Raw genomic sequence first — 25,551 nt, 5'->3', positions numbered from 1 at the left:
GGAGCGGAGCCCGGGATCCAGAAACGCAGGTGGATCAAGGTTCCGCACTGTCGGCGGCCCCTCCGGAGCCGGGCTCGCCTGCGGCGCTCCGGAACGACACGGTGGTTGACCCCTGCCACCGGTACATCGCCGATCAAGGAGCGAGGGGTGGAGAAGCGGCCGCGCCTCGCCTCAGGCCGCCGCCTCACCGCCATCCGCCACCAGATAATCCTCCACCGGCTGGGCCGGGCCGCCGCGCATCAGCACGTAGAGGAACGGCACCAGCAGCAGGGTCGCCGGAGTGGCGAAGGCGATGCCGCCCATCACGGCGCGAGCCAGCGCGGCGTTCTGCTCGCCGCCTTCGCCGGTGCCCAGCGCCATCGGGATCAGCCCGAGGAACATCGCCAAGGCGGTCATCAGCACCGGCCGCAGGCGGGTCTCGCCCGCGGTGATCGCCGCCTCCAGGGCGCTGCAGCCCGTGGCCTCCCGGTGCTCCTTGGCGAAGGTGACGAGCAGGATCGAGTTCGCCGAAGCGATGCCCACCGACATGATCGCCCCGAAGATCGACGGGATCGAGAAACTGGTCCCGGTGATGAACAGCGCGAAGGTGATGCCGCAGAACGCCATCGGCAGGGCCGCGATCACCACGAACGGGTCGCCCCAGCTCTGGTAGTTGACCGCCATCAGCAGGTAGACGGCGATCAGCGCGATCCCGAGCCCGACCTCCAGCCGGAAGAAGGCGGCGCGCATGCTCTCGATCTGGCCGCGCACCGCGATCTTGTCGGGCGCCTCCAGGTTCTGCTGCTCGTCCTGGACGATGGCGTCGATGTCGCGGGCCACCGAATCGAGGTCCCTGTCCTGGACCGAGGCGAAGATGTCGAAGGTCGGCTGGATGTTGACGTGGTTGATCACCGTCTGGGTCGGCACCCGGCGCAGGTCGGCCAGGCTCGAGAGCAGCGTCAGCACGCCGGGGCCCGAGCCCGAGGTCGCAGCCGCACGCACGAACATCGGCGTGTTGCGCAGGTCGGTGAGCGAGCTGTTGCGGTATTCGGGCGTCTGCACCCAGAGCTGATAGGGGATGCCGGTCTTCGGGTCGGGCCAGAAGTTCGGCGTCACCTGGTAGCTGCCCGACAGCGAGATGTTCATGTTCTGCGCCACCTGCTGCTCCGTGAGTCCCTGTTCGGAGGCGAGGCGCCGGTCGACGTCGACGTAGAATTGCGGTTCGTTGACGATCTGCTGCAGGTGCACGTCGACCAGGCCCTTGGTCAGCTTCAGCCGCTGGACGATGCGCTGGGCGACCTCCAGGTCCTTCTCCTTGTGCCGGCCGGAGACCTGCACGTCGATCGGGGTGATGACACCGAAGTTCAGGATCTGGGTGATCATGTCGGCGGGCTGAAAGTAGACGATCAGGTCGGGGAAGCGCTTCATCAGCACCGCGCGCAGGCGCTTCATGTAGCCCGCCACCGAGCCGTGGCCTTCCTTGAGGCTGATGAGCATCTGGCCGTCGTTGTAAGAGACGAACGAGCCGTCCGAGAACGCGAAATTGTAGTTGGTCGACGGCAGGCCGATATTATCGAGGATCTGCTCGATCTCGCCCGGCGGGATCACCTCGCGGACCGTGTCCTCGACCTCGGCGAAGACCTGCTCGGCGGTCTCGATGCGCATGCCCGGCCGCGTGCGCAGGTGCATGGTCATCTGGCTCGCCTCGATCTGCGGGAAGTAATCCGCGCCGACGAAGACGAACAGCACGCCGGTCATCCCGAGCACGAGGCCGACCACCGCCAGGGTGGCGATCCGGTGCCCGAGCACCGCGTGGAGCAGCCCGACATAGGCCCGGTGGAACCGCGCGAACCCGCGCTCGAACGCGCCATGGGCGCGCCCGGCGAGCCTTAACAGGGGCGCGCCGACGAGGCCGAGCGCCCGGGCGATGCGGCCCCGGCGCGGCGGCGCGGGCTCAGACCGATCCTTGGCGTGCTTCTGCCGGTATTCCGGCGCCACGATCACGTCGATCAGGAGCGGCACCAGGGTGCGGGAGAGGAGGTAGGAGGTCAGCATCGCGAACACGACCGCGAGCGCCTGCGGGGTGAACAGGAATTTCGGCGTGTCGGTGAGCGCGAACACGGCCGTGAAGGCCGCGCAGATCGAGAGCGTCGAGATCAGCGCGGGCTTGGCGATGCCGGCCGCGCCGTGGACCACGCTCTCGCGGAACTCCTCGCCCTCCTCGAACAGCCGGTAGGTGTTCTCGATCGCCACCGTCGCGTCGTCGACGAGAATGCCCACCGCCAGGGCGAGGCCGCCCAGCGTCATCACGTTGATGGTCTCGCCCAGCGCCGCCAGCACCGCCAGCGAGGTCATCACACAGAGCGGAATCGAGATCAGCACGATCAGCGTCGACCGCCACGAGCCGAGGAACAGCAGGATCGCGAGACCGGTCAGGGCGGCCGCGATGGCGGCCTCGTGCAGGACGCCCTCGATGGCGTTCGAGACGAACACCGACTGGTCGAACAGCGGCCGGATCGTGAGACCCTCGGGGGCGGCGGCGCGGATCGTCGGCATCGCCGCCTTGACGTTGTTGACGACGTTGAGGGTCGAGGCGTTGCCGTTCTTGATCACCTGCATCAGCACGGCCTGACCGCCCTCGGCGCGGACCACGTTGATCTGCGGCGGGCCGCCGTCGCGGACATAGGCCACGTCGCGCATCAGCACGGGCTGGCCGGCCACCACCTTGATCGGCGCGAGGTTGAGGGTCTCGATCGAGGGCGGCGTGGCGTTGAGCTGGATCGGGTATTGCTGCTCGCCGATCTTCGAGAGGCCCGATGGCACCGTGAGGTTCTGGGCCGTCATGGCATTGGTGACGTCGAGCGGCGTCAGCCCGAGCGCCTGGAGCGCGTTGAGATCGAGGTCGACCATGATCTGCCGGGGCGCACCGCCGAACGGGGCCGGCAGGGTCGAGCCGGGCACCTGCGCCAGCGTCTGCCGGATGCGGTACTGAGCGTAGTCGTAGACCTGGTTCAGGCTGTCCTTGGCGGAGGTCAGCGCCAGCTGAATGACCGGGACCGAGGAGGCGGAGTAACGCACGATGATCGGCGGCTGCGTGCCGGCCGGCATCGCCGCGCGGATCGAGTTGGTGGAGGACACCACCTGGGCGATGGCCAGATCGATGCTGACCGTCGGAGCGAAGTAGATCCGCTGCACCGCCGTGCCCTGGAGCGTGGTCGACTCCATGCGGCGGATGTTGTTGACGTTGTTGGAGATGCCGTACTCGGCATAGGTCGTGATGCGCTGCTCCATCTCCGGCGTGGACAGGCCCGTATAGGTCCAGACCACGACGACGACGGGGATATCGACGACCGGCAGCACGTCCTTCGGCATGACGATGATCGCGCCGATGCCGCCGAGCATCATCAGCACGGCGAGCACGTAGGTCGTGATCCGGAACTTGAGGGCGTAAAGGACGAGGCCCATGCGGTCTCCGCCGGCCAGCACCGGGCCGGCTTCTTCGCGTCAGGTGCCGGCGCATTGGACGCCCGGATTGATTCGCTATCATGTCCGGACAGGCAAGGGACGGGCCGCGAGGCCGCAGGGCTGCGGCGGAGGTCTCGCTTCCGAGCCGGGCATCATCCGACCCGCCCCCTCGTCCCGAGGTGCGGCGGAGCCGCCTCGAAGGCGGGCTCCCGATAGCGGTGTGATCCCGGGAAATCTCCTTCGAGGCCTCCGCTGCGCTCCGGCATCTCGGGATAAGGGCGGGGATTGGAGAAGCCGACGCGGGGTTGTCACGCCTGTCTGGAGAGGGGCGCCCCTCCGCGGATCAGCGCAGCAGCGCGGACTTGTCGACCTGCAGCGCCGCGGCGATTTCATCGAGCGCCTTGTGCTCGACCTCGCTGATGCCGTCGAAATCGGCCACGTCGGCACCGATCAGGAACACGTCCTGGCGCTGGTCGATCGGGCGCTCCGCGATGGCCCCCACGAGGCGCAGGTTCTCCAGGCGCCCCGCGCGGGTCTTGGCCCGGGCGATGGCCTCGTACAGTTCCTGCTCGACGCGCAGCGTGTCGTACGACTTCTCGAGGATCGGGTTGGCGCGGATGCCGGTGATCGCAGATTCGATCTCCTCCTCGGCCACGTCCCCGTCCGCCACGATGACGTTCGCCGCGGCCGAGACCGCGGCCTGGAGGAAGACCGCGTCGCCCGCATACGACATGATCGTGCGGCCGAACCGAAGGATCGCGTCCTGGAAAATGCTCATGCCGACCTCCCCTGGGGTCGGAGATGGCGGATATTGTGGCCGCCGAGTCAAGATGCGGTCGAGCTCGCGCCGGGGACCGCGGGTCCGGCGCTCAGGTTATGGTTTCGTGGCCCGGCCAGTCCCGCCCGAGATGGGCCGCCACGCGGGCCGGCTGGTCGCCGACCGCCGCCACTGCGGCCTCGACCTGCTCCACCGGCACCATGAAGCGGCGCGCCCAGTAGGCCCGTTCCCAGGCATGGGCGACGTTCACGGCCTTCGGCTCGGTCCGGTCCTGCGCGCGCTCGTCGGTCATCGGCTCTCGGCGTCTGGCGAGGGCCGGGAGAACGCCCGCCGGCCGGATCGGGTCCCGATCGGCCGTTTCAGATCAACGCGCCGTCATCCCGGGGGTCGCCGCAGGCGAGAGCCCGGAATCCGGATGCGCAGGTGGAGCCACGTGAAACGGGCCGCATGAAACAGGCCGTCTTGCGAGATCGGTTGGCGCGGCGGCTCTGGAGTCCGGGCTCCGCGGCGCGGCCTCGTCAGCAGCAGCGAAACCCCGACGTGTTGCCGACCCCGAAGCGGGCGTTCTCCCGGTTGCGGAAGAACTCCACCTCGGTCATCGGCACCTGGTCGGGATGGGTCCGGCGGACATGCGCGGCATAGGCCGCGTAGTCCCCCTGCCCCACCATCAACCGGGCACCGTCGCAGACGCATTTGGACAGCGTCCGGAGGCGATGGCGCAGGCTCTGCGGCTGCATGGCGCGCTCCCTACTCGGCCGCGGCCAGGCGCGGCTCGGTCTCCAGGGCGGTCCAGCGGTCGGCCCGCAGGGCCTTCAGGCAGGCGGCGATGCCGAAGCCCGCGATGGCCACGACGAGGCCGATGAACAGGGCCGCCAGCACGGCATCGATCCGGTCGTTGAGGATGATCTGCGCCATCTGCTCGGCGTTCTTGGCCGGGGCCAGGATCTTGCCCTCGGCGGCCGCGGACGCGTAGCGCTCGGCATGGGCCAGGAACCCGATCTTCGGGTCCGCGGAGAAGATCTTCTGCCAGCCGGCCGTGAGGGTGCAGAGGCACAGCCACGCGGTCGGGATGATGGTCACGAACGCGTAGCGCTCGCGCTTCATCTTGAAGATCACCACGGTGCAGAGCGTCAGCGCCACCGCGGCCAACATCTGGTTGGAGATGCCGAACAGCGGCCACAGGGTGTTGATGCCGCCGAGCGGGTCGGTCACGCCCTGGTACAGGAAGTAGCCCCAGGCCCCCACCGCGATCGCGGTGGCGGCGATGCTCGGGCCCCAGGACGTGGTTCTCTTGAACGACGGCACCGCCAGCCCGACGAGGTCCTGGACCATGAACCGGCAGGCGCGGGTGCCGGCATCCACCGCGGTGAGGATGAACAGGGCCTCGAACAGGATCGCGAAATGGTACCAGAAGGCCATCATCGCCTTGCCGCCCACGGCGGAGGAGATGATGTGGGCCATGCCGACCGCCAGCGTCGGCGCGCCGCCGGCGCGGGAGATGATCGTGCGCTCGCCGACATCCGCGGCGGTCTGGGTGATCACCTCCGGGGTGGTGGCGAAGCCGAGCTTGGTCACCGCGGCGGCGGCGGTCTCGGGCGTCGTGCCGAGCAGGGCGGCGGGCGAGTTCATGGTGAAGTACACGCCCGGGTCGATCACGCAGGCCGAGACCAGCGCCATGATCGCCACGAACGATTCCATCAGCATGCCGCCGTAGCCGATGAAGCGGGCATCCGCCTCGCTGGCGATCAGCTTCGGGGTCGTGCCCGACGAGATCAGGGCGTGGAAGCCCGAGACCGAGCCGCACGCGATGGTGATGAACAGGAACGGGAACAGGCTGCCCGCCCAGACCGGGCCGGTGCCGTCCACGAACTTCGTCACCGCGGGCATCTGCACGTGCGGCGCGACGACGGCGATGCCGAGCGCCAGCCCGACGATGGTGCCGATCTTGAGGAAGGTCGAGAGGTAGTCCCGCGGCGCCAGCAGCAGCCAGACCGGCAGGATCGACGCCACGAAGCCGTAGCCGATCAGCATCCAGCAGAGCTGCGGACCGGTGAAGGTGAAGGCCGGGCCCCAGACCGGGCTCGCCGCCACGGAGCCGCCGCCGACGATGGCCAGCATGAGCAGGACGAAGCCGAGGACCGAGACCTCGCCGATCCGGCCGGGGCGGATGTAGCGGGCATAGACCCCCATCAGCATGGCGATCGGGATCGTCGCCATCACGGTGAACGTGCCCCAGGGGCTCTCGGCCAGCGCCTTGACCACGATGAGCGCCAGCACGGCCAGCAGGATCACCATGATCAGGAAGGTGCCGAACAGGGCGATGATGCCCGGCACGGTGCCGAGCTCGGCCCGGATCAGCTCGCCCAGCGAGCGCCCGTCCCGGCGCATGGACACGAACAGGACCATGAAGTCCTGCACCGCCCCCGCCAGCACCACGCCGGCCAGGATCCAGAGCATGCCGGGCAGGTAGCCCATCTGCGCGGCGAGCACCGGGCCGACCAGCGGGCCCGCGCCCGCGATCGCCGCGAAATGGTGCCCGAACAGGACACCGCGGTTGGTGGGGACGTAGTCGAGCCCGTCGTTGTGGCGCACCGCCGGCGTCACGCGCTTCGGATCGAGGTGCATCACCTTGTCGGCGATGAACTTGGCATAGTAGCGATAGGCGATCAGGTAGACGCAGACCGCCGCGACCACGATCCAGAGGGCGTTGATGGTCTCGCCCCGCTGGCTCGCCACGATCGCGAGCGCCGCGGCGCCGAGCGCCCCCACGAGGGCCCAGGGCCCATGCCTGCCGATCGCCGTGCCCATCGTCCCGCTCCCTCAGAACCGCCTCGGGCTCGGGCGACCTCGGGGCCCCGGCTGGGACTCGTGGGTCCCGGGCGACAGTTGCGATTTATCCTATCGCCTTGCCGTTGACGCAAGCGATCTGAGCTGTGATGCAGCGCGCCGGGCCACGCGACGACCGATCTGTAACATTGGGCCGTCAGCGAAGACCTGTTCTCCTTCACGGGCCGGATCATGGAAACCCGACGCCGCTCGCCGCTGATGTGGCTCCTGCTTCTGCCCTTCCTGGGTCTCCTGTGGGTGCCGTTCTACAACCAGCACGATCCGGTGCTGTTCGGCTTCCCGTTCTTCTACTGGTACCAGCTCGCGTGGGTGCCGCTGACCTCCCTGATTCTCTACATCGTCTACCGGACCGTGCGCGATGACCGCTGATCTCGACATCCCGGCCCTGTCGGTCTTCGTCTTCTTCTTCCTGCTCGTGACCGTGATGGGCTTCGTCGCCGCCCGCTGGCGACGGCCCGAGACCCTCGCCCACCTCGACGAGTGGGGCCTGGGCGGGCGCAAGTTCGGCACCTGGATCACGTGGTTCCTGATCGGCGGCGACTTCTACACCGCCTACACGGTCATCGCGGTCCCGGCGCTGGTCTACGCGGTGGGCGCCTACGGCTTCTTCGCCCTGCCCTACACGATCATCGTCTACCCGTTCGTGTTCGCGGTGATGCCGGTGCTGTGGCAGGCGGCCAAGGACAAAGGCTACGTCACGGCGGGCGACGTCGTGTACGGCACCTATGGGTCGCGGCCCCTGGAACTCGCGGTCGCCATCACCGGCGTGATCGCCACGATGCCCTACATCGCGCTCCAGCTCATCGGCATGGAGGTGGCGATCAAGGCGCTGGGTCTGCACGGCGAGATCCCGCTGATCCTCGCCTTCCTGGTTCTGGCCTTCTACACCTACTCCTCGGGCCTGCGCGCCCCGGCGCTGATCGCCTTCGTCAAGGACATCATGATCTACGTCGTGGTGCTGGTGGCGGTGGCGATCGTGCCGTCGAAGCTCGGCGGCTACGGCGCGGTGTTCGATGCGGCCGACGCCGCGTTCAAGGCCAAGGGCTCCGGCGGCATCCTGCTGAGCCCGGCGCAGATCCTGCCCTACGCGTCGCTGGCTCTGGGCTCGGCGCTCGCGGCCTTCATGTACCCGCACACGCTCACCGGCATCTTCGCATCGTCGGGGGGCAACACGATCCGCAAGAACGCGGTGCTGCTGCCGGCCTACACGCTGCTGCTCGGGCTGCTGGCGCTGCTGGGCTACATGGGCCACGCCGCCGGCATCAAGGTGGCGAGCAACAACGACGTGGTGCCGGCCCTGTTCAAGACCCTGTTCCCGGGCTGGTTCGCGGGCTTCGCCTTCGCGGCCATCGCCATCGGCGCCCTGGTGCCGGCGGCGGTGATGTCGATCGGCGCGGCCAACCTGTTCTCGCGCAACGTCTGGAAGGCCTACGTCAACCCGAACGTGACCTCCGCCGGCGAGGCGCAGGTCGCCAAGATCACCTCGATGCTGGTCAAGATCGGCGCCCTGGTGGCGATCCTGGTGCTGCCGACGCAGTTCGCCCTCGACCTGCAGCTGCTCGGCGGCCTGTGGATCCTGCAGACCCTGCCGGCCCTGATCTTCGGGCTCTACGTCTCGTGGTTCCGGGCGCCGGCGCTGCTGGCGGGCTGGGCGGCCGGCTTCGTCGCCGGCAGCGCGATCGCCTGGTCGGACGGGCTGAAGCCGCTGCACGCCATCGCGTTCGGTGACGTCAAGTTTTCGCTCTATACCGGGCTCCTGGCGCTCGCCCTGAACATCGTCGTGGCCGTGGTGGTCAACGCGCTGCTCACGCTGACGCGGCCGGTCACCGCCACTGCGGCCGGCCGCTGAGTTGCGCCGGGGGGCCGCCCCCCGGCACGACGGGCGTGATCGAAGGAGCGTCGCCGGCGCGATCCGGCGCTCGTTGAGGAGCAGAGTACCATGGCGAAGGTCGCATTCCTGGGTCTCGGCGTGATGGGCGGCCCGATGGCCGGTCACCTCGCCAAGAAGGGCCACGACGTCACCGTCTACAACCGGACGGCGGCCAAGGCCGAGGCCTGGGTGAAGGCCAACGGCGGCGCCTTCGCGGCCACGCCCCGGCAGGCAGCCGAGGGCGCCGAGATCGTGTTCGCCTGCGTTGGCAACGACGACGACCTGCGCGGCGTCGTGCTGGGCGACGACGGGGCGCTGGCCGGCATGAAGGCCGGCGCGGTCTTCGTCGACCACACCACCGCGTCGGCCGAGGTCGCCCGGGAACTCGCCGCGGCGGCCGAGGCCAAGGGTCTCGGCTTCATCGACGCGCCGGTCTCCGGCGGCCAGGCGGGCGCCGAGAACGGCGTGCTCACCGTGATGTGCGGCGGCGAGGCGGCGACCTACGCCAAGGTCGAGGCGGCGATCGGGTCCTTCGCCCGCGCCTGCCGGCTGATGGGTCCGGTGGGCTCGGGCCAGCTCACCAAGATGGTCAACCAGATCTGCATCGCCGGGCTGGTGCAGGGCCTGTCCGAGGGTGTCCACTTCGCCAAGCGGGCCGGGCTCGACGTGGAGGCGGTGCTCGACGTGATCTCCAAGGGGGCGGCCGGCTCCTGGCAGATGGAGAACCGCGGCAAGACCATGAACCAGGGCAAGTTCGATTTCGGCTTCGCGGTCGACTGGATGCGCAAGGATCTCGGCATCCTGCTCGACGAGGCCCGCCGCAACGGCGCCAAGCTGCCGGTCTCGGCCCTCGTCGACCAGTTCTACGCCGAGGTGCAGTCCATGGGCGGCAATCGCTGGGACACGTCGAGCCTGGTGGCCCGGCTGGAGCGCTGAGGGCGGCGTTCTCGGCCTGCCCTTCAGGCTGAAAAGGGTGCGCCCCTCTCCCCCCTCTGCGGGGGGAGGGAGAATCACGTCCTCCCCGTGACCATCACACCTCCGCCGTGGCCACGTCCGGGTCGAGCCAGCGCCAGTCCGGCCCCATCTGGTGGCGGAACCACGTGAACTGGCGCTTGGCGTAGGCCCGGGTATCCGCCTGGCCGCGCAGGATCGCATCCTCCAGGCCGAGCGCGCCGTCGAGATGGGCGATCAGGCCCGGCACGCCGTGGGCGCGCATCACCGGCAACATCGGATCGAGGTTTCGCGCGCGCAGGCGAGACACCTCGTCCAGGGCACCTTGGGCGATCATGGCGCGGAACCGGGCGTCGATGCGCGCGCGCAGCACCGCGCGGTCGGGGGCGAGGAAGATTTTTTGCAGGTCCCAACCGGCCAGGGGGCCGGGCACGGGATCGCCGTAGAAGCTCGCGATCGGCCGGCCGGTGGCGCAATAGACCTCCAGGGCCCGCATCACCCGCATGCGGTCGCTCGGGCGCAGGCGTGCGGCCCCGTCCGGGTCGTGCCGGGCGAGATCGGCGTGCAGCGCCTCGGTCGGGCGACCCTCGGCCTCGTCCCGCACCCGCGCGCGGACCGCGTCCGGGACCGGCGGCAAGTCCGAAAATCCCTGCTCCAAAGCCCGGAAATACAGGCCGGTGCCGCCGACGAAGATCGGCAGCCGGCCGTCGCGGGTGGCCAGGAGGGCGGTCGCGTCCCGGGAGAACTGTCCCACGGAGTAGTTCACGGCGCCGTCGACATGGCCGTAGAGCCGATGCGGGACACGAGCCTCCTCGTCCGGGTCCGGCCGGGCGGTCAGGCAGCGCAGGTCCGCGTAGACCTGCATCGAATCGGTGTTGATCACCACGCCGCCGCGGCGCAGGGCCAGCCGGGCCGCGAGCGCCGACTTGCCCGACGCGGTGGGCCCTGCGATGAGGATCGCCGCCGGGCGCCCCCCGGCCTCCTCCCGATCTGGCAAGGCGAACCTCCACGATGCTGGTCGCGGTCCTGATAGCAAACCCGGATCGGCCGTCCATCACCGACGCCGTGCTGGCCGAGACGCGCGCCGTGCTGCGGACGGAGCACCAGCCCCGGATCCTGCACGGGGAGGTCGCGGCCGAGGTGCTGGTGGCGGGCGATTCCGGCGCCGCCCAGGCCCTCACCGAGCGGCTGCGGACCGCGCTCTCCGGGGAGCCGATCGACCTCGCCGTGCTGCCTGCCGACGCGCACCGGCGCAAGCGCCTGTTCCTGGCCGACATGGATTCCACCATGATCGAGCAGGAATGCATCGACGAACTCGCCGGGACGCTCGGCCTCAAGGACCACGTCGCGGCGATCACCGAGCGGGCGATGCGCGGCGAGATCGCGTTCGAGCCGGCTTTGCGCGAGCGCGTGGCGCTCCTGAAGGATATCCCGGTCGGCGCGGTCGACACGTTGATCGCCGAGCGCCTCAGCCTCACCCGGGGCGGGCCCGCGCTGGTGCGGACGATGCGCGCGCACGGCGCCCGGACCTGCCTGGTCTCGGGGGGCTTCACCCTGTTCACCGGGCCGATAGCCGGGATGATCGGCTTCCACGAGCACCGGGCCAACGTGCTGGGCATCGCGGGCGAGCGTCTCACCGGCACCGTCGAGGAGCCGATCGTCGGCAAGGCCGAGAAGCGCGCGACGCTCATCGCGCTGCGGGGGACGCTGGGCCTGGGCCACGCGGACACGCTCGCGGTCGGCGACGGCGCCAACGACCTCGACATGCTGGCCGAGGCCGGCCTCGGCGTGGCCTTCCGGGCCAAGCCCGCGGTCGCGGCTGCGGCCCGGGTCCGGATCGAGCACGGGGACCTCACCGCGCTCCTGTACCTGCAGGGTTACGCGGCGGCGGAGTTCGTGAGATGACCGACGGTCTTCAGTGCAGGGTCCGGGTCAGGGCGACGACCGCTCCGAGGACGGCCAGCGTCTGAAAGCCGATCGCGCCGACCAGCCAGCGCACCGTCTCGACCTTCGCGGAAGCGATGGCGCCTTTCACGGCTTCGATGTCGGCCTTGGTCGTGAGCCGCAGCGCCTCGATGTCGGCGCGGGTCTGGACCTTCAGGATCTCCACCGCACCTCGGACGACTTGGATATCCGCCTGCACGTCGCGGATGTCGCCTACGGCCGTCATGGTGTTCGGGATTGTCCGACCCGCACCGACTCGCAGCGCCAGTCTGCTGCACAGAACGGCCACGTCAATAAGGCTCTCGTAAAAGCAAAGGCCGCCGCTCCTCGCGAAGCGACGGCCTTCGATCGTCTCTTACGGGCCGCTCAATCCAGCCCGATCGCCACGAAGCGCACGTCGCCGGTGGCGCTGGCCACCAGCAGAAGCACCGACTTGCGCCCGTCCTTCTTCAAGGCATCGACGCGCTTGGTCACCTCGGCCGGCGTGCTCACCGCCTCCTGGCCGACCTCGACGATCACCTCGCCCGGCTGGATGCGCTTGTCGGCGGCGGTCGAATTCGGGTCGACCCGAGTGACGACCACGCCCTTCACGGTGTCCTTGATGGAGTACTTCCGGCGCAGCTCGTCGGTCATGCCGGAGAGGTTGAGGCCGAGCGCCTGGCGGGTGGCGCTCTCGGGCTCCGGCTGACGCAGGTTGGCGAGCTGCGGCTTGTCGCCGTCCTCCAGGCGGCCGAGGGTGACGGGCTTCGTCACCTCCTCGCCCTTGCGCACGACGATCACGTCGACCTTCTGGCCGACCGGCGTCGAGGCGACGATCCGCGGCAGGTCGCCGGAGGCCTTCACGGGAGCACCGTTGAACTTCACGATCACGTCGCCGACATCGATCCCGGCGGCCTTGGCCGGCCCCTTCTCGTCGACGCCGGCCACCAGGGCGCCCCGCGCCCCACCCTTCAGGTTGAGGGCCTCCGCGGTGGCGTCATCGACGTTCTGGATGCGCACGCCGAGCCAGCCCCGCCGGACCTCGCCGAAGTCGCGCAGCTGGTCGATCACGGGCTTGGCCGTGTCGGAGGGCACCGCGAAGCCGATGCCCACCGAGCCGCCGGTGGGCGACAGGATCGCGGTGTTGATGCCGATCACCTCGCCGTCCATGTTGAACAGCGGCCCGCCCGAATTGCCCTTGTTGATGGCCGCGTCGGTCTGGATGTAGTTGTCGTAGGGACCGGACTCGATGTTCCGGCCACGGGCCGAGACGATGCCAGCCGAGACCGAGCCGCCGAGCCCGAACGGGTTGCCGATGGCGATGACCCAGTCGCCGGGCCGCATCGTGTCGGAATTGCCGAACGGCACCGCCTTGAGCGGATGGTCGGCCTGGGGTTTCACCCGCAGCACCGCGAGGTCGATCTTCGAATCCTTGCCGACGATCTCGGCCTTCAGCTTGGTGCCGTCGTGCAGGATGACCTGGATGTCGTTCGCGTCGCCGATGACGTGGTTGTTGGTGACCACGATCCCGGAGGCGTCGATGATGAAGCCGGAGCCGAGGGAGTTCGACTTGCGCTGCTGGCGCGGCATGTCGTTGTCGCCGCGCTCGCCGCCCCTCTCGCCGCCCTTGCCGCCGCGGCGGTTGAAGAATTCCTCGAACAGGTCCTCGAACGGCGTGCCCGGTGGCAGCTGCGGCATGGTGCGGGTGCCGCGCGCCTCGACCGTGGTGGAGGCGGAAATGTTCACCACCGCGTCGGTGACCTGCTCGGCGAGGTCGGCCAGCGAGGCCGGCCCCTTGGCGAAGGCCGGAGCCGGCAGGGCGGCGGTCACCACGGAGGCGCCGACCAGAAGCGCCGCCGCAAGGGAGCGGGCGCGGGAGCGGGCCTGCGCCTGCGCGCGGCCGAGGGACGCCCGGGGGGCGCTCGCGACGGGGTACATGGTCGACCTCTTCAAGAACGCGTTTCCTGCTCCGCGGGCCGCCGACCGGGATCGGCCGCCCGCGGGTTTTCCAGCAAGGTAATCCCCGGGCGCCGGGGCGCCAACATCGGCGCGATCAGCGGGCCGCTCCGGTGGTCGAACCGGTCGTTGCGCTCGGGTCCGCGGGCCCGCGCGGGCTGCGCGGCGCGGAGGCCGTCGCCCGGCCCTGCGGGTCGCTGAAGTAGCGGAAGAAGTCCGAACTGGGGCTGATCACCAGCCGCGTGTCGGAGCCCTTCAGGCTGGTCTCGTAGGCCTGCATCGAGCGGTAGAAGCTGAAGAAGTCCGGGTCCTTGCTGAACGCCTCGGCGAGGATCCGGTTCTTGTCGGCGTCGCCCTGGCCACGCAGCTGCTCGGATTTCTGCGTCGCCTCGGCGAGGATCACCGTAACCTCGCGGTCGGCCTTGGCGCGGATCGTGGCGGCGATCTGGTCGCCGTTGGCGCGGATATCGGCGGCCTCGCGCTCGCGCTCGGTCTTCATCCGCTTGTAGACGGCGGCCGAGTTCTGCGCGGGCAGGTCGACCCGGGTCATGCGCAGGTCGACGATCTCGATCCCGAGGGCCTTGGCCTGCCGGTTCACGTCCTCCTGGATCTGGTGCATCAGCTGGCCGCGCTCGGTCTTCACGATGGCGTCGCGGGTCGAGCGGGCGAGCACGTTGCGCAGGCCGGAATTGGTGAAGCTGTTCAGCCGCTGGTTGGCCAAGCCGATATTGCCCACCGCCTGGTAGAAGCGCAGCGGGTCGAGGATGCGGTATCGGGCGAAGGCGTCCACCTCCAGGTTCTGCCGGTCGGCGGTGAGCACCGTCTGGACCGGAAGGTCGAGGTCGAGCACGCGCTTGTCGAAGATCACGACGTTCTCGACGAACGGGATCTTGAAGTAGAGGCCGGGCCGGTCCTCGCCGGTGGCGTTGAGCACGGCGCGCACGCGGCCGAACTGCAGCACCAGCGCCTGCTGCATCTGGCCGACGGTGAAGATCGAGGCATAGAGCCCGATCGCGACGATCGCCGCGATGGCGATCAGGCCGGTGCGGAGAGCCTGCTTCATCGGCCGGCTCCCGTCTGGGCCGGGCCCCGGGCGCCGAACTCCGAGAGCGGCAGCACCGGCAGCACCGCACCCGCATTGGCCGTGCCCTGCTGCGCCCCGTTCTGATCGATGATCACCTTGTTCACGGAGCCCAGGACCTTCTCCATCGTCTCCAGGAAGAGCCGCTCGCGGCTGATCGCCGGGGCGGCCTTGTAGGACGCGTAGACTTCACTGAATCGCTCGGCCTGGCCGGTGGCGTCGGCGGTGGCCTTGGTCCGGTAGGCCTCGGCCTGCTGGACGATCTGCGACGCCTTGCCCCGGGCCTGCGGCACTTCGCGGCTGGCGTAGGTCTTGGCCTCGTTCTGCGCCGTGTCGGCGTCCTGCTGGGCGGCGTTCACGTCGATGAAGGCGGGACGCACCTCCGGCGGCGGGTTGACCGAGACGAGCTGCACCACCTCGATGCGCACGCCGGCGCCGTACTCGTCCAGCGCCTTCTGGACCATCTCCTTCACCTCCTGGGCGATGCTCGACTGCTCGTTGGTGAGGATCGCCTGGATGTTGCGGCGGCCGATCACCTCGCGCATCGCGCTTTCGGAGATCGCCTTGATGGTGCCCTCCGGATTCTGGAGGTTGAACACGAAGTCGGAGGCCTTGAGCGGGTTGACCCGCCACTGCACCTCGAAATCGAGGTCGACGATGTTCTCGTCGCCGGTGAGCATCAGGCTCTCATCCGGCACGTCGCGGCTGCGGCCCTGGCCGCCGGGACCGGAACGGAACCCGATCTGGACGGAGTTCTGCGAGCCGACATCCGGCTTGACCACGCCGCCGATCGGATAGGGGAAGTTGTAGCGCAGGCCCTCGCCCTTGGTGCCGACGTAGCGCCCGAAGATGGTCTCGATGCCGACCTGCCGCGGATAGACGGTGTAGAAGCCGGTGGCGAGCCAGACCGCCACCGCCAGGGCCGCGATCACCGCGGCGCTGCGGCCGCCGCCGAGCCCGGTCGAGCCGCCGCCGTAGCCGCCCCCCGTGCCGCCGCCGCCCGGGATCAGGCCGCGCAGGCGGTCCTGCCCGCGCCGGAGCAGATCCTCGAGGTTCGGAGGCGTCTTGCCGCCGCCGCCCCATGGACCGCCGCCGTTGCCGCCGGGCCGGCCCCAGGGGCCTCCACCGCCGCCGCCGCTCTGATTGCTCCAAGGCATCCTAGCCGTCGTCTCCTGCCTGCCCGCGCCCGGTCCGCACGCCGATCGTGCGCCCCGACCCGCGTCTCCCTGCCTGAACGGCCGCGCTCGCCCGCCTAGTCCCGGCCCTCCGGGCCGATCGCGGCGCGATCGGATCCGATTGGCGGCTAAGAGCCTGCGCGGGCGCATCTTCTCGCGAGGCGTAGAGGCCCCGCGAGATCGCGCACCTGACAGGCACCTGCGGGCGTGTGCCCCATGCTGTCAAGGCTGGCAGGTGGGCACGCACCGACCGGAAGGCAACCGCGGCGGCGCGCCTCAGCGGACGCGCTCCCAGTCGACGAACGCGAAGGCGTGCTCGTCGCGCGGGCCGGCCGGGTGCGCTTCCCGGAACGTCTCCCGGAAGTCGCCGCGCGCGAAGCTGGGGAATCGCACGTCGCCCTCCGGCTCGGCCGCGACCTCGGTGAGGTGGAGCCGGTCGGCATGCGGAAGGGCGAGCGCGTAGATCTCCGCGCCGCCCACCACCATCAGCTCCGATCCGGACGCGGCCGCGAGCGCGCCCGCCCAGTCGTGGACGGTCTCGGCGCCCTCCGCGCGGAAGCCGGGATCGCGGGTGAGCACCAGGGTGCGGCGGCCCGGGAGCGGCCGGCCGATCGAATCCCAGGTCCTGCGGCCCATCAGCATCGGCTTGCCCATGGTCAGGGCCTTGAACCGCTTCAGGTCGCTGGACAGGTGCCAGGCCAGCCCGTTGTCGCGGCCGATCACGCCGTTGCGGGCGATTGCGGCGACGAGCGAGACCATCGTGCTCATACCGCCACCGGCGCGGCGATGGCCGGATGCGGATCGTAGCCCTCGACCGTGAAATCCTCGTACCGGAAGGCGAACAGGTCGCGGACCTCCGGGTTGAGACGCAGCCGCGGCAGCGGGCGCGGGGCGCGGGCCAGCAGGGTCCGCGTCTGCTCCAGGTGATTGCGGTAGAGATGCGCGTCGCCGAAGGTGTGGACGAAGTCGCCGACCCCGAGGCCGCTCACCTGCGCGATCATGTGGGTCAGGAGGGCGTAGCTCGCGATGTTGAAGGGCACGCCCAGGAACGCGTCGGCCGAGCGCTGGTAGAGCTGGCAGGAGAGGCGTCCCTCGCTCACGTAGAACTGGAACAGGCAATGGCAGGGCGCCAGCGCCATCCGGTCCAGGTCCGCCGGGTTCCAGGCCGAGACGATCAGGCGGCGGGAATCCGGGTTGCGCCGGATCTCGTCGAGCACCCAGGCGATCTGGTCGACGCTGCCGCCCCCGGGCTTGGCCCAGGAGCGCCACTGCCGGCCGTAGACCGGGCCGAGATCGCCGTGCTCGTCGGCCCATTCGTCCCAGATCGTCACCCCGTTCGCCCGCAGGGCGGCCACGTTGGTGTCGCCGGCGAGGAACCAGAGCAGCTCGTGGATGATCGAGCGCAGGTGCAGCCGCTTCGTGGTGACCAGCGGGAAGCCCGCGGCGAGGTCGAAGCGCATCTGGTGGCCGAACACCGAGAGCGTGCCGGTGCCGGTGCGGTCGTCCTTGGCCGCGCCCTCATCGAGGATGCGCCGCAGCAGGTTCTGATAGGCGTCCATGGGGCATTCCTGCGCGCCGGAGCGGCGTCCGGCAAGTTCGCAGCCGGCATATGTCCACCGCCATCGCCCGAATCGAAGCGGGGCGCCGCTGGCCCGGCGCCCGATCGCATTGGGCGTCGCCGAGCCCTGCCGTTTCCCCGCGCCCCCTTCCCGGGCGCATGGAGCATCCGCGCGCGACGCGCCTTCGCCCCGGGTCCCGGAACGCCTTCCGTTCCAGGCGTCAGGGAGGGAGATGCGTCGCATCCGCCGGGGACGGGACAGACGCCGCCGGCGGCTCAAGGCGGCCAGAGCAGGTAGGTCACGAGGGCGAGGTTCGACCAGCCGTGCAGGGCGATGCCGGGCCAGAGCCGCCCGGTGCGCCAGCGCAGCCAGCCGAGCGCCAGCGCCAGGGGCAGCAGCGAGACCGGCCGCGCGAGCCCCCAGGTCGAGATATGGGCGGCCGCGAAGATCACGGCCGTGACCAGGATCGCGCCGGCCGGTCCCAGCGCCACCCGGGCGCGGGCGAAGGCCTCGCCGCGCAGCAGCAGCTCCTCGGCCATGGGCGCCATCACCGAGAGGTAGACCAGCCAGGCCGCCACCGCGGCCTGACTCATGAACGGCGACAGCCGCACGTGCTGGCCGAAGCTCGCACCGAACAATTCGGCCGTGCCGGTTACCCAGGCGATGTGCAGCAGGGGCCAGACGAGGAGGATCGCCAGCAGCGCCACGGGCCGCATCCCGTTCGGGCGCTCGCGCTCGAGGGCGAGGCGCCGGCGCCACCCGACCCGGTCGCGCCACCACGCTCCGCCGAGTACCAGGGCGGCGAGGAAGAGCTGGCGCAGGGCGTCGACCGCGAAGGCCCGGTGGGCGAGCTCCACGGCACCGAGGAACGGGCGTCGATCGGGCGGCAGGAACGGGTCGATCCCGTCCCACAGATCGAAGCCGACGCGCACGCTCACGAGGGAGAGGAGGCTCGCAGCGCCGAGATAGAGCACCACGAGGCCGACCAGGACGCAGAGATGCCACGTGATTCGCCAGGCTCCGTCCACCCGGCCACGGTCCGGCAGGACCCGGGCGACGGGCGCGTCGGGGCAGGACTGCGCGCTTCCGGCAACAGCGTCGCCAAGACACTCACCCTGAGACAGCGGCGCGACACGATCGGGCTTCAAAACCGGGCCGATCCCCTCTATATCTCGATAGCCGGTCGCAAGGCCGGCTATGGCGATAAACGGTCTTCGAAATAAACCTATCGGACCCGGGGGCGGTACCCGGCGCCTCCACCCGAGCCCAGGACATGCTGCCGCAAGGCGCATGATCACAGCCTGGGCTTTGGCGGGGGCGAAATAGGATCGACGAGGGCGTAAAGGTTGAGCTTTCGCTCGGCATGGTTCCGCCGTTATCGGGCCTTTGCAATAGTTGCCAACGACAACTTTGCTCCGGTGGCGGTGGCCGCGTAAGCGGTCCCCAATACCGACCTGAAGTCCTAGCGGTTAGCATCGTTTAGGCGGGGTTCGGAGGCACCTGGCAACAGAAGCCTCCATTCAATTCCTCGGTCCGGCCATCCGCGGCGGGGCGCCGGGCGCAGACCGGGCTAGAGCGCGACCGCACGATGGCAGACGACCTGATCCGCTACGATCTTCTGGTGCAGGATGCCCTGCGCGGCGTGGTCCGCAAGGTGCTGACCGACGCCGCCCGCGACGGGCTGATGGGCGAGCACCATTTCTACGTCTCGTTCCGCACCGAGGCGCCCGGCGTGCGGATGTCGCAGGCCCTGCGCGAGAAGTACCCGCAGGACATGACCATCGTCCTGCAGCACCAGTTCTGGGACCTCTCCGTCACCGAGCACGCGTTCGAGGTCGGCCTGTCCTTCTCAGGGGTGCCGGAGCGGCTGCTGGTGCCGTTCGACGCCCTGTCGGGCTTCTTCGACCCGTCCGTGCAGTTCGGCCTGAAGTTCGACCTCAGCGAGGCCGGCGAGACGCCCCAGGAGGCGAATGCAGCCCCGGCCAAGGCCGGCCCCCGCGGTGCCGGCTCCGAGCCGGGCGAGGTCCGGCCCCGGAGTCCCGGGCTCGCCACGATCGGCTCGAGCGCCCCGAAGGTGCTGCCGGCTCCCGCCGCGCAAAGCGACAAGCCCGGCGGCAAGCCCGGCGGCAAGCCGGACGAGAAGGCCCCACGCCCCGCCGCCAAGAAGGAGGGCGAGGAGGGCAGCGCCGAGGTCGTGAGCCTGGACGCGTTCCGGAAGAAGAGCTGACGACGGACGGGGCCGTCAGCCCCGCGCCTCGGCCTCCATGCGCAAGCCGTGCTCCGGGCGCAGCGTCACCCGGTGAAGCGGCGTGACCGGCGGGTGATCAGCCGGCAGCCGGAAGCGCACCGCCCGGACCACGTGGGCTAGCACGATCACCGCCTCCTGGATCGAGAAGCTCTGGCCGATGCAGACCCGGGGCCCGGCCCCGAACGGCAGATAGGCGAAGCGCTGAATCCGGTCCCGGTTCTCGGGCAGGAAGCGCTCCGGCACGAAGGCCTCTGGATCTTCCCAGAGCAGGTGGTGACGGTGGAGCACCCAGGGCGCCACCATCACCAGCGAGCCGCGCGGCACCTTGATCCGGCCGAGCCGGTCGTCCCGGACCGCCTGCCGGCTGAGGAACGGCACCGGCGGGAACAGGCGCATCGCCTCCTCGATCACCGCCCGGGTGAAGGGCAGGTCCTCCACGGCGAAATCCCCCTCGCCCGCTTCATCCACCTCGGCCTCGATCCGCGCCTGCGCGGCGGGATCCTGTGACAGGCAGTAAAGCGCCCAGGTCAGGGAATTGGCCGTGGTCTCGTGTCCGGCCGCGATGAAGGTGACGATGTTGGCCTTCACGGCGAGGTCAGAGAGGCCATTGCCGGTCTCGGGGTCCTGGGCCGCGAGCAGCAGCGTGAGCAGGTCCCGCGGCGCCTCGCCGCGCGCCATCACGGCCTTGCGGCGGGCGATCAGCTCGTCGACCACCTCGGCGAAGAAGCGCCCCGCAGGCCGGGCGCGCAGCCGGCCGATCCGCGGCACGAAGTCGGGCACGCCGAACACGTCGAGCGGGTCGATCGGCCCCACCGCCTCCAGGAACCGGGTGATGGCGCGGCCCAGCGCATCCGGGTCGCCCGGCAACCCTTGCGTGAAGATCGTCCGCTCCAGAACGTCGAGGGTGACGCGGGTCATCTCCAGCGCCACGTCGACCGGCTTGCCGCCCCGCCGCCCCAGGCGCCGGCCCAGGCGCGCGCCGGCCGCGTTCATCGCCGCGGTGAAGCCCTGGACGGTGCGCGCGTTGAAGATCGGCGCCAGGGTCCGGCGCTGGAGACGCCACTCGTCGCCCTCGGCGCTGAGCAGGCCGTTGCCCAGCCCCGGCGCCAGCACCCGGCGCTGGAGGTCGTCCTTGCGGTAGCCGTCGACGTTCTCGACCAGCAGGTAGCGGATCAGCGCCGGATCGCTGACCACGGTGATCCGGCCCATCGCCCCCTCGGCCGCCACGACCGGCAGCCGGAAATGCACGTCCATCCAGGTGGTGATCGGGTTCTTCCGCGCGGCGCGGAGGAAGTCGAACAGGCCGAGCGGCTCGCGCAGCGGGCGCGGCACGGGCGGCCGGAAACGCGTGGCGGGCTCGCGTTCGGCACGGTCGATCGTCGCGTTCATCGGCTCCTTGTCCGGCGGGAACAGAGCCCCGCTCTTGTCGGTGCGCCGGGGAAAACCGGCATCGCGCTTCGCCGGCGGCTCATTTAAGTAGGCACCGCACTGCACCAGACGTAGAGGCCACGATGTCGCCCACCGAGACCGGAACCGCCACCCGCACCGAGTCCGACACCTTCGGGCCGATCGAGGTCCCGGCGCACCGGTACTGGGGCGCGCAGACCCAGCGCTCGATCCAGAACTTCAAGATCGGGACGGAGCGGATGCCGGCGCCGCTGGTTCACGCGCTCGGCCTCGTGAAGCAGGCCGCAGCCCTGGTGAACAAGGATCTCGGGGCCCTGGAGCCGAAGCTCGCCGACGCCATCGCGGCCGCCGCCGCCGAGGTCGTGGCCGGCAAGTACGACGACGAATTCCCCCTCGTGGTCTGGCAGACGGGCTCGGGCACCCAGTCGAACATGAACGCCAACGAGGTGATCGCCAGCCTCGCCAACGAGGCGCTGGGCGGGAAGCGCGGCGGCAAGGCGCCGGTCCACCCGAACGACCACGTCAATCGCGGCCAATCCTCGAACGACACCTTCCCGACCGCCATGCACATCGCGGTGGCGCGGGAGATCAGCGGCCGGCTGATGCCGGCGCTCACGCACCTGCACACGGCGCTGGACGCCAAGGCCCGGGCGTTCGGCTCGATCGTCAAGATCGGCCGGACCCACCTGCAGGACGCGACCCCGGTCTCGCTCGGCCAGGAATTCTCCGGCTACGCCGCGCAGGTTGCGCTCGGCGGATCGCGGGTCGCCGCGACGCTGCCCGGCGTGCTGGCGCTGGCCCAGGGCGGCACGGCGGTCGGTACCGGCCTCAACGCGCATCCGGCCTTCGCGGAACAATTCGCCGCCAAGGTCGCCGGCCTGACCGGCCTGCCCTTCACCTCGGCCGACAACAAGTTCGAGGCGCTGGCCAGCCACGACGCGCTGGTGTTCACGCAGGGTGCCCTGTCGGCGCTGGCCGCCGGCCTGTTCAAGATCGCCCAGGACATCCGCCTGCTGGGCTCCGGCCCGCGCTCGGGCCTCGGCGAGCTGTCGCTGCCCGAGAACGAGCCCGGCTCCTCGATCATGCCCGGCAAGGTCAACCCGACCCAGTGCGAGGCGCTGACGATGGTCTGCACCCAGGTGGTCGGCAATGGCACCACGGTGAGCTTCGCCGGCTCGCAGGGCAATTTCGAGCTGAACGTGTTCAAGCCGGTCATCGCCAACGCGGTGCTGCAATCGGTGCGGCTGCTCGCCGACGCCGCGGTGAGCTTCACCGACAATTGCGTGGTTGGCATCAAGGCCAACGAGGACAAGATCGCCGACCTGATGAGCCGCTCGCTGATGCTGGTGACGGCGCTCGCCCCCTCGATCGGCTACGACAAGGCCGCCGAGATCGCCAAGACCGCCCACAAGAACGGCACCACCCTCAAGGAGGAGGCTCTGCGCCTCGGCTACGTCACCGAGGCGGAGTTCGAGCGCGTCGTCCGGCCGGAGACGATGCTGGCCCCCAGCGCCGACTGATTCTCCTGGGGCTTGCCTTTTGACGACTTGGCCGGCGCGGGTGTCCCGCGCCGGCGGCCAAAGCCGGGAGGCGATCCATGGCCGAGATCATCAACCTGCGCCAGGTCCGCAAGGCGAAGGCCCGCGCGGCCGAGGACGCCAGGGCCGAGGAGAACCGGATCGCCTTCGGGCGTCCGAAGAAGGCCAAGACGCTGCAGCAGCGGCGCAAGGCTCTGGAGGCCGAGCGCCACGAGGGCCACCGGCTCGAGCGCGGCGACCCGGATGCCGATCCGCAGGCATGACCCGCGTGTCATGATCCTTCCGCCATGAGCATGGGCGTCACCAAGCGCTCGGTGATGATCGCGGGCCACCGCACCAGCGTGTCCCTGGAGGATCCGTTCTGGGCGGCGCTCCGCGAGGTCGCGGAGGCGCGCGGCCGGTCGATCCAGGCGCTGATCGGCGCGATCGATGCCGGGCGCGGCGGCCAGAACCTGTCCTCGGCGATCCGGGTGTTCGTGCTGGAGGCGGTGCGCGCCGGGCCGATCCGCGAAACGTGACCGCCTCCGGCCAGCGCCGCCCTTCCGGTCCGCGACCCGTTGTGACAAGGGCGTGGCATAAGTGCGCAGGAGATCCGACCCGATGGCCAACCGCGAACCGCTGCTCAAGCCGATCCCGATCGCCGAGTTGCGGCCGACCCAGATGACAGTGGGCTACCGGGAGGTCGCCGAGAAGCGCCGCCGCTGGCGGGAATACGACGGCGAGAAGAAGAAGGCGTTTCTCGGGGCGCACATGATCCCGACCGTGCTCGGGCCGAAGAAGCACCACTACGCCATCGATCACCACCACCTCTCGCGGGCCCTGCAGGAAGAGGGTGTCGAGCACGTGCTGGTCACGGTGGTCGCCGACCTGCATCACCTGGAAAAGGACGCATTCTGGACGGTGTGCGATCACAAGTCCTGGGTCTATCCCTACGATGCCGAAGGCGTACGCCGGGATTTCAAGGACCTCCCGAAGGCGATCGCCGACCTCGCCGACGACCCCTTCCGCAGCCTCGCGGGCGAGCTGCGCCGCGCCGGCGGCTTCGCCAAGGACACGACGCCCTTCAGCGAGTTCCTGTGGGCGGATTTCCTTCGCCGCAACATCAAGGAGAAGCGCGTCGAGAACGATTTCTCGGACGCGCTGGAGAAGGCGATGGCCCTCGCGAAGTCCAAGGATGCCGGCTACCTGCCGGGCTGGTGTGGTCCTTCGGAGGGCTGACCGATGAAGGCCGGGTCGATTTCCAGGGCCTGGGGCGGGGATCGACGCGGTGCGGAATCAGGCTGCCGCGCACGGGCGGCGCGTTAGATCCCCCAGTAGGGCGCCGCGTCGTAATAGCGGTGGATCTGCTCCTCCCAGGCGCCGTCCTCGGCGGGGTCGGTGCCCTCGGGGGTGCGGGCGGGGGCGGCGCGCAGCTGCGCCTCGGTGATGTCGACCACGTAGGCGTCCTGATGCGGCGCGAAGCGCAGCATCGACCAGGGCAGCGTGTAGAAGTCCTCGCCGAGCCCCAGGAAGCCGCCGAAGCTCATCACCGCGTAGGCGACCCGGCCGGAGGCCTTGTCGAGCATGAGCCGCTCGATCCGGCCGACCCGGGTCCCGTCCGGCCGGCGAACGTCCGTGCCGATCACCCGGTCGCTGGCGATCAGGCTGCGGGGCTGTCTGGCCGCGGGTTGGCCGGTCGCCGTCATCGTCGTCTCCCGGATCGTGGTCGCTTCGCGTTTCGGTCGCTGCCTGAAAAACGCCCCGGCGATGGGCGACGTTCCGGAGCGGGCCTGCGCCCGCCCTCTCCAGCAGGACGAACAGCTTCCCGCATGCCGATCCCGCGTACCGCCCCGAGTCGCGCGCCAATCCTCGCGCTCGCCGCCCTGCTCCTATCCGTCGCCGGGGCGCATGCCCAGGACCGCGGCAGCGTCACCCCGAAGCCGTTGCCGCCTCTGGAGCATCCGGACGCGCCCTCGACCCCGGCCAAGGCTCTGTTCGGCCGGATCACGCGCCCGGCCGCGGGGCCGGCCCACATCTACGGCTTCTACGCCAAGGGCTGCTTCGCCGGGGGCGAGGCGCTGCCCCTCGACGGGCCGAACTGGCAGGTCATGCGCCCGTCCCGCAACCGGATGTGGGGCACGCCCTACCTCGTCGATTTCCTCGAGCGCCTGTCGCAGAAGGCCGCCCGCGTGGGCTGGCCGGGGCTGCTCGTCGGTGACATGGCCCAGCCCCGCGGCGGCCCGATGATCACCGGCCACGCCTCGCACCAGATCGGCATCGACGCCGACGTCTGGCTGACGCCGATGCCCGACCATCGCATGAGCCGGGCGGAGCGCGAGGAGACCTCGGCCACCGACATGGTCCGGTCGGACCGCCGCGACATCGACCCGGAGGTTTGGACGCCGACGCATCTGCACCTGATCAAGCTCACGGCCGAGCAGCCGGAGGTGGAGCGGATCTTCGTCAACGCGGCGATCAAGAAGGCCCTCTGCCGGGAGGCCGCGGGCAGCCGCTGGATGTCCAAGGTGCGCCCGATGTACGGGCACAACTACCACTACCATATCCGGCTTTCCTGCCCGGCCGGGCAGGACGATTGCCAGCCCCAGGGTCCGCCCGCCGCGACGGACGGCTGCGACGACCTCGACTACTGGTTCTCGGACGCGGTGCTGCACCCGAAGCCGCCCAAGGTGCCGCCGAAGCCGAAGCCCGCCATGACCATGGCGGCTCTGCCAGCCGCCTGCCGCATGGTGCTGAAGGCGCAATAGCCGGTTCCGGCCCGGGCCGTTCGCCGAACC

At 70.1% G+C, this 25,551-nt stretch carries 25 protein-coding genes and 1 other RNA gene; 11 read left to right on the top strand and 15 right to left on the bottom strand.

Annotation, left to right across the window (positions count from 1 at the left end; translation table 11 throughout):
• Positions 1 to 171: 171 nt before the first annotated feature.
• The 5 genes from Q8W67_RS17915 to Q8W67_RS17895 all read right to left on the bottom strand — a co-directional run bounded on the left by Q8W67_RS17915 (position 172) and on the right by Q8W67_RS17895 (position 7,030).
• The gene (locus Q8W67_RS17915; RefSeq protein ID WP_305548028.1) at positions 172 to 3,444 is read right to left on the bottom strand and encodes an efflux RND transporter permease subunit; all 3,273 of its coding nucleotides are present in this window, start codon (positions 3,442 to 3,444) and stop codon (positions 172 to 174) included.
• A gap of 343 nt (positions 3,445 to 3,787) precedes the next feature.
• A complete protein-coding gene (locus Q8W67_RS17910; RefSeq protein ID WP_305548026.1) occupies positions 3,788 to 4,222 on the bottom strand; it encodes a tellurite resistance TerB family protein in 435 nt (144 codons plus the stop codon).
• A 91-nt stretch (positions 4,223 to 4,313) separates the two neighbouring features.
• A complete protein-coding gene (locus Q8W67_RS17905) occupies positions 4,314 to 4,514 on the bottom strand; it encodes a DUF3606 domain-containing protein (RefSeq protein WP_305548024.1) in 201 nt (66 codons plus the stop codon).
• Positions 4,515 to 4,740: 226 nt separating this feature from the next.
• A complete protein-coding gene (locus Q8W67_RS17900) occupies positions 4,741 to 4,959 on the bottom strand; it encodes a YbdD/YjiX family protein (protein ID WP_305548021.1) in 219 nt (72 codons plus the stop codon).
• 10 nt (positions 4,960 to 4,969) lie between these two features.
• Entirely contained in the window at positions 4,970 to 7,030 is a 2,061-nt protein-coding gene (locus Q8W67_RS17895) for a carbon starvation CstA family protein (RefSeq protein ID WP_305548019.1), read from the bottom strand.
• Between the two features lie 210 nt (positions 7,031 to 7,240).
• Between Q8W67_RS17895 and Q8W67_RS17890 the strand changes: the two genes are divergently transcribed.
• The 3 genes from Q8W67_RS17890 (at position 7,241) to Q8W67_RS17880 (ending at position 9,875) form a co-directional block, all read left to right on the top strand.
• Positions 7,241 to 7,438, top strand: coding sequence for a DUF3311 domain-containing protein (locus Q8W67_RS17890; protein ID WP_305548017.1), 198 nt, complete (start codon positions 7,241 to 7,243; stop codon positions 7,436 to 7,438).
• Positions 7,428 to 8,918: a monocarboxylate uptake permease MctP gene (gene mctP, locus Q8W67_RS17885; protein ID WP_305548015.1), complete on the top strand. Its 1,491-nt coding sequence runs from the start codon at positions 7,428 to 7,430 to the stop codon at positions 8,916 to 8,918. Before Q8W67_RS17890 ends, mctP begins: the two co-directional genes overlap by 11 nt.
• Before the next feature lie 90 nt (positions 8,919 to 9,008).
• Positions 9,009 to 9,875: an NAD(P)-dependent oxidoreductase gene (locus Q8W67_RS17880; RefSeq protein ID WP_305548013.1), complete on the top strand. Its 867-nt coding sequence runs from the start codon at positions 9,009 to 9,011 to the stop codon at positions 9,873 to 9,875.
• A gap of 94 nt (positions 9,876 to 9,969) precedes the next feature.
• Here the strand turns inward: Q8W67_RS17880 and miaA are convergent, their stop codons facing one another.
• The gene (gene miaA / locus Q8W67_RS17875; RefSeq protein ID WP_305548010.1) at positions 9,970 to 10,887 is read right to left on the bottom strand and encodes a tRNA (adenosine(37)-N6)-dimethylallyltransferase MiaA; all 918 of its coding nucleotides are present in this window, start codon (positions 10,885 to 10,887) and stop codon (positions 9,970 to 9,972) included.
• Between the two features lie 14 nt (positions 10,888 to 10,901).
• Here miaA and serB point away from each other — a divergent pair, with 14 nt between their 5' ends.
• Complete coding sequence (gene serB, locus Q8W67_RS17870; RefSeq protein WP_305548008.1) at positions 10,902 to 11,795, top strand: phosphoserine phosphatase SerB; 894 nt, start codon at positions 10,902 to 10,904, stop codon at positions 11,793 to 11,795.
• A 10-nt stretch (positions 11,796 to 11,805) separates the two neighbouring features.
• On the opposite strand, the gene Q8W67_RS17865 is transcribed toward serB, so the two are convergent.
• The 7 genes from Q8W67_RS17865 to Q8W67_RS17835 all read right to left on the bottom strand — a co-directional run bounded on the left by Q8W67_RS17865 (position 11,806) and on the right by Q8W67_RS17835 (position 18,732).
• Positions 11,806 to 12,060 (bottom strand): hypothetical protein, encoded by a 255-nt coding sequence (locus Q8W67_RS17865; RefSeq protein ID WP_305548006.1) that lies wholly within the window; start codon positions 12,058 to 12,060, stop codon positions 11,806 to 11,808.
• Between the two features lie 140 nt (positions 12,061 to 12,200).
• Complete coding sequence (locus Q8W67_RS17860; protein ID WP_305548000.1) at positions 12,201 to 13,751, bottom strand: DegQ family serine endoprotease; 1,551 nt, start codon at positions 13,749 to 13,751, stop codon at positions 12,201 to 12,203.
• Positions 13,752 to 13,866: 115 nt separating this feature from the next.
• Positions 13,867 to 14,832, bottom strand: a complete 966-nt coding sequence (hflC, locus tag Q8W67_RS17855; RefSeq protein ID WP_305547994.1) for a protease modulator HflC — start codon at positions 14,830 to 14,832, stop codon at positions 13,867 to 13,869.
• Positions 14,829 to 16,007 carry an FtsH protease activity modulator HflK gene (gene hflK / locus Q8W67_RS17850; protein ID WP_305547991.1) on the bottom strand — a complete coding sequence of 393 codons (1,179 nt, stop codon included), beginning with the start codon at positions 16,005 to 16,007 and terminating at the stop codon, positions 14,829 to 14,831. Before hflK ends, hflC begins: the two co-directional genes overlap by 4 nt.
• A gap of 294 nt (positions 16,008 to 16,301) precedes the next feature.
• Positions 16,302 to 16,793, bottom strand: a complete 492-nt coding sequence (locus Q8W67_RS17845; RefSeq protein ID WP_305547989.1) for a dihydrofolate reductase — start codon at positions 16,791 to 16,793, stop codon at positions 16,302 to 16,304.
• Positions 16,790 to 17,584, bottom strand: coding sequence for a thymidylate synthase (locus Q8W67_RS17840; protein ID WP_305547987.1), 795 nt, complete (start codon positions 17,582 to 17,584; stop codon positions 16,790 to 16,792). Before Q8W67_RS17840 ends, Q8W67_RS17845 begins: the two co-directional genes overlap by 4 nt.
• Positions 17,585 to 17,859: 275 nt before the next feature.
• On the bottom strand, positions 17,860 to 18,732 hold the full coding sequence (locus Q8W67_RS17835) for a CPBP family intramembrane glutamic endopeptidase (protein ID WP_305547985.1): 873 nt from the start codon (positions 18,730 to 18,732) through the stop codon (positions 17,860 to 17,862).
• Between Q8W67_RS17835 and ssrA the strand changes: the two genes are divergently transcribed.
• Both ssrA and Q8W67_RS17825 read left to right on the top strand, forming a co-directional pair.
• Positions 18,724 to 19,105: a transfer-messenger RNA gene (gene ssrA, locus Q8W67_RS17830) on the top strand. The genes Q8W67_RS17835 and ssrA overlap by 9 nt on opposite strands.
• 67 nt (positions 19,106 to 19,172) lie before the next feature.
• Positions 19,173 to 19,811, top strand: coding sequence for an SspB family protein (locus Q8W67_RS17825; RefSeq protein ID WP_305547983.1), 639 nt, complete (start codon positions 19,173 to 19,175; stop codon positions 19,809 to 19,811).
• A gap of 15 nt (positions 19,812 to 19,826) precedes the next feature.
• Here the strand turns inward: Q8W67_RS17825 and Q8W67_RS17820 are convergent, their stop codons facing one another.
• Positions 19,827 to 21,221, bottom strand: a complete 1,395-nt coding sequence (locus tag Q8W67_RS17820; RefSeq protein WP_305547980.1) for a cytochrome P450 — start codon at positions 21,219 to 21,221, stop codon at positions 19,827 to 19,829.
• A gap of 122 nt (positions 21,222 to 21,343) precedes the next feature.
• Between Q8W67_RS17820 and fumC the strand changes: the two genes are divergently transcribed.
• The 4 genes from fumC to Q8W67_RS17800 all read left to right on the top strand — a co-directional run bounded on the left by fumC (position 21,344) and on the right by Q8W67_RS17800 (position 23,995).
• The gene (gene fumC, locus Q8W67_RS17815) at positions 21,344 to 22,759 is read left to right on the top strand and encodes a class II fumarate hydratase (RefSeq protein ID WP_305547978.1); all 1,416 of its coding nucleotides are present in this window, start codon (positions 21,344 to 21,346) and stop codon (positions 22,757 to 22,759) included.
• 77 nt (positions 22,760 to 22,836) lie between these two features.
• A complete protein-coding gene (locus Q8W67_RS17810; protein WP_305547976.1) occupies positions 22,837 to 23,040 on the top strand; it encodes a DUF4169 family protein in 204 nt (67 codons plus the stop codon).
• Positions 23,041 to 23,064: 24 nt separating this feature from the next.
• Positions 23,065 to 23,295 carry a ribbon-helix-helix domain-containing protein gene (locus Q8W67_RS17805; protein WP_305547974.1) on the top strand — a complete coding sequence of 77 codons (231 nt, stop codon included), beginning with the start codon at positions 23,065 to 23,067 and terminating at the stop codon, positions 23,293 to 23,295.
• Positions 23,296 to 23,377: 82 nt separating this feature from the next.
• Positions 23,378 to 23,995: a ParB-like protein gene (locus Q8W67_RS17800; RefSeq protein ID WP_305547972.1), complete on the top strand. Its 618-nt coding sequence runs from the start codon at positions 23,378 to 23,380 to the stop codon at positions 23,993 to 23,995.
• A gap of 83 nt (positions 23,996 to 24,078) precedes the next feature.
• On the opposite strand, the gene Q8W67_RS17795 is transcribed toward Q8W67_RS17800, so the two are convergent.
• Positions 24,079 to 24,462, bottom strand: a complete 384-nt coding sequence (locus tag Q8W67_RS17795) for a PRC-barrel domain-containing protein (protein ID WP_305547970.1) — start codon at positions 24,460 to 24,462, stop codon at positions 24,079 to 24,081.
• A 123-nt stretch (positions 24,463 to 24,585) separates the two neighbouring features.
• Here Q8W67_RS17795 and mepA point away from each other — a divergent pair, with 123 nt between their 5' ends.
• The gene (mepA, locus tag Q8W67_RS17790; RefSeq protein ID WP_305547968.1) at positions 24,586 to 25,521 is read left to right on the top strand and encodes a penicillin-insensitive murein endopeptidase; all 936 of its coding nucleotides are present in this window, start codon (positions 24,586 to 24,588) and stop codon (positions 25,519 to 25,521) included.
• Positions 25,522 to 25,551 lie beyond the last annotated feature (30 nt).

The organism is Methylobacterium sp. NEAU K (assembly GCF_030700285.1).
In the GTDB taxonomy this organism is placed as follows: Bacteria; Pseudomonadota; Alphaproteobacteria; order Rhizobiales; family Beijerinckiaceae; genus Methylobacterium.
The sequence above is the reverse complement of the archived record's forward strand: the minus strand, read 5'-3'. Positions and strand labels throughout refer to the sequence as shown.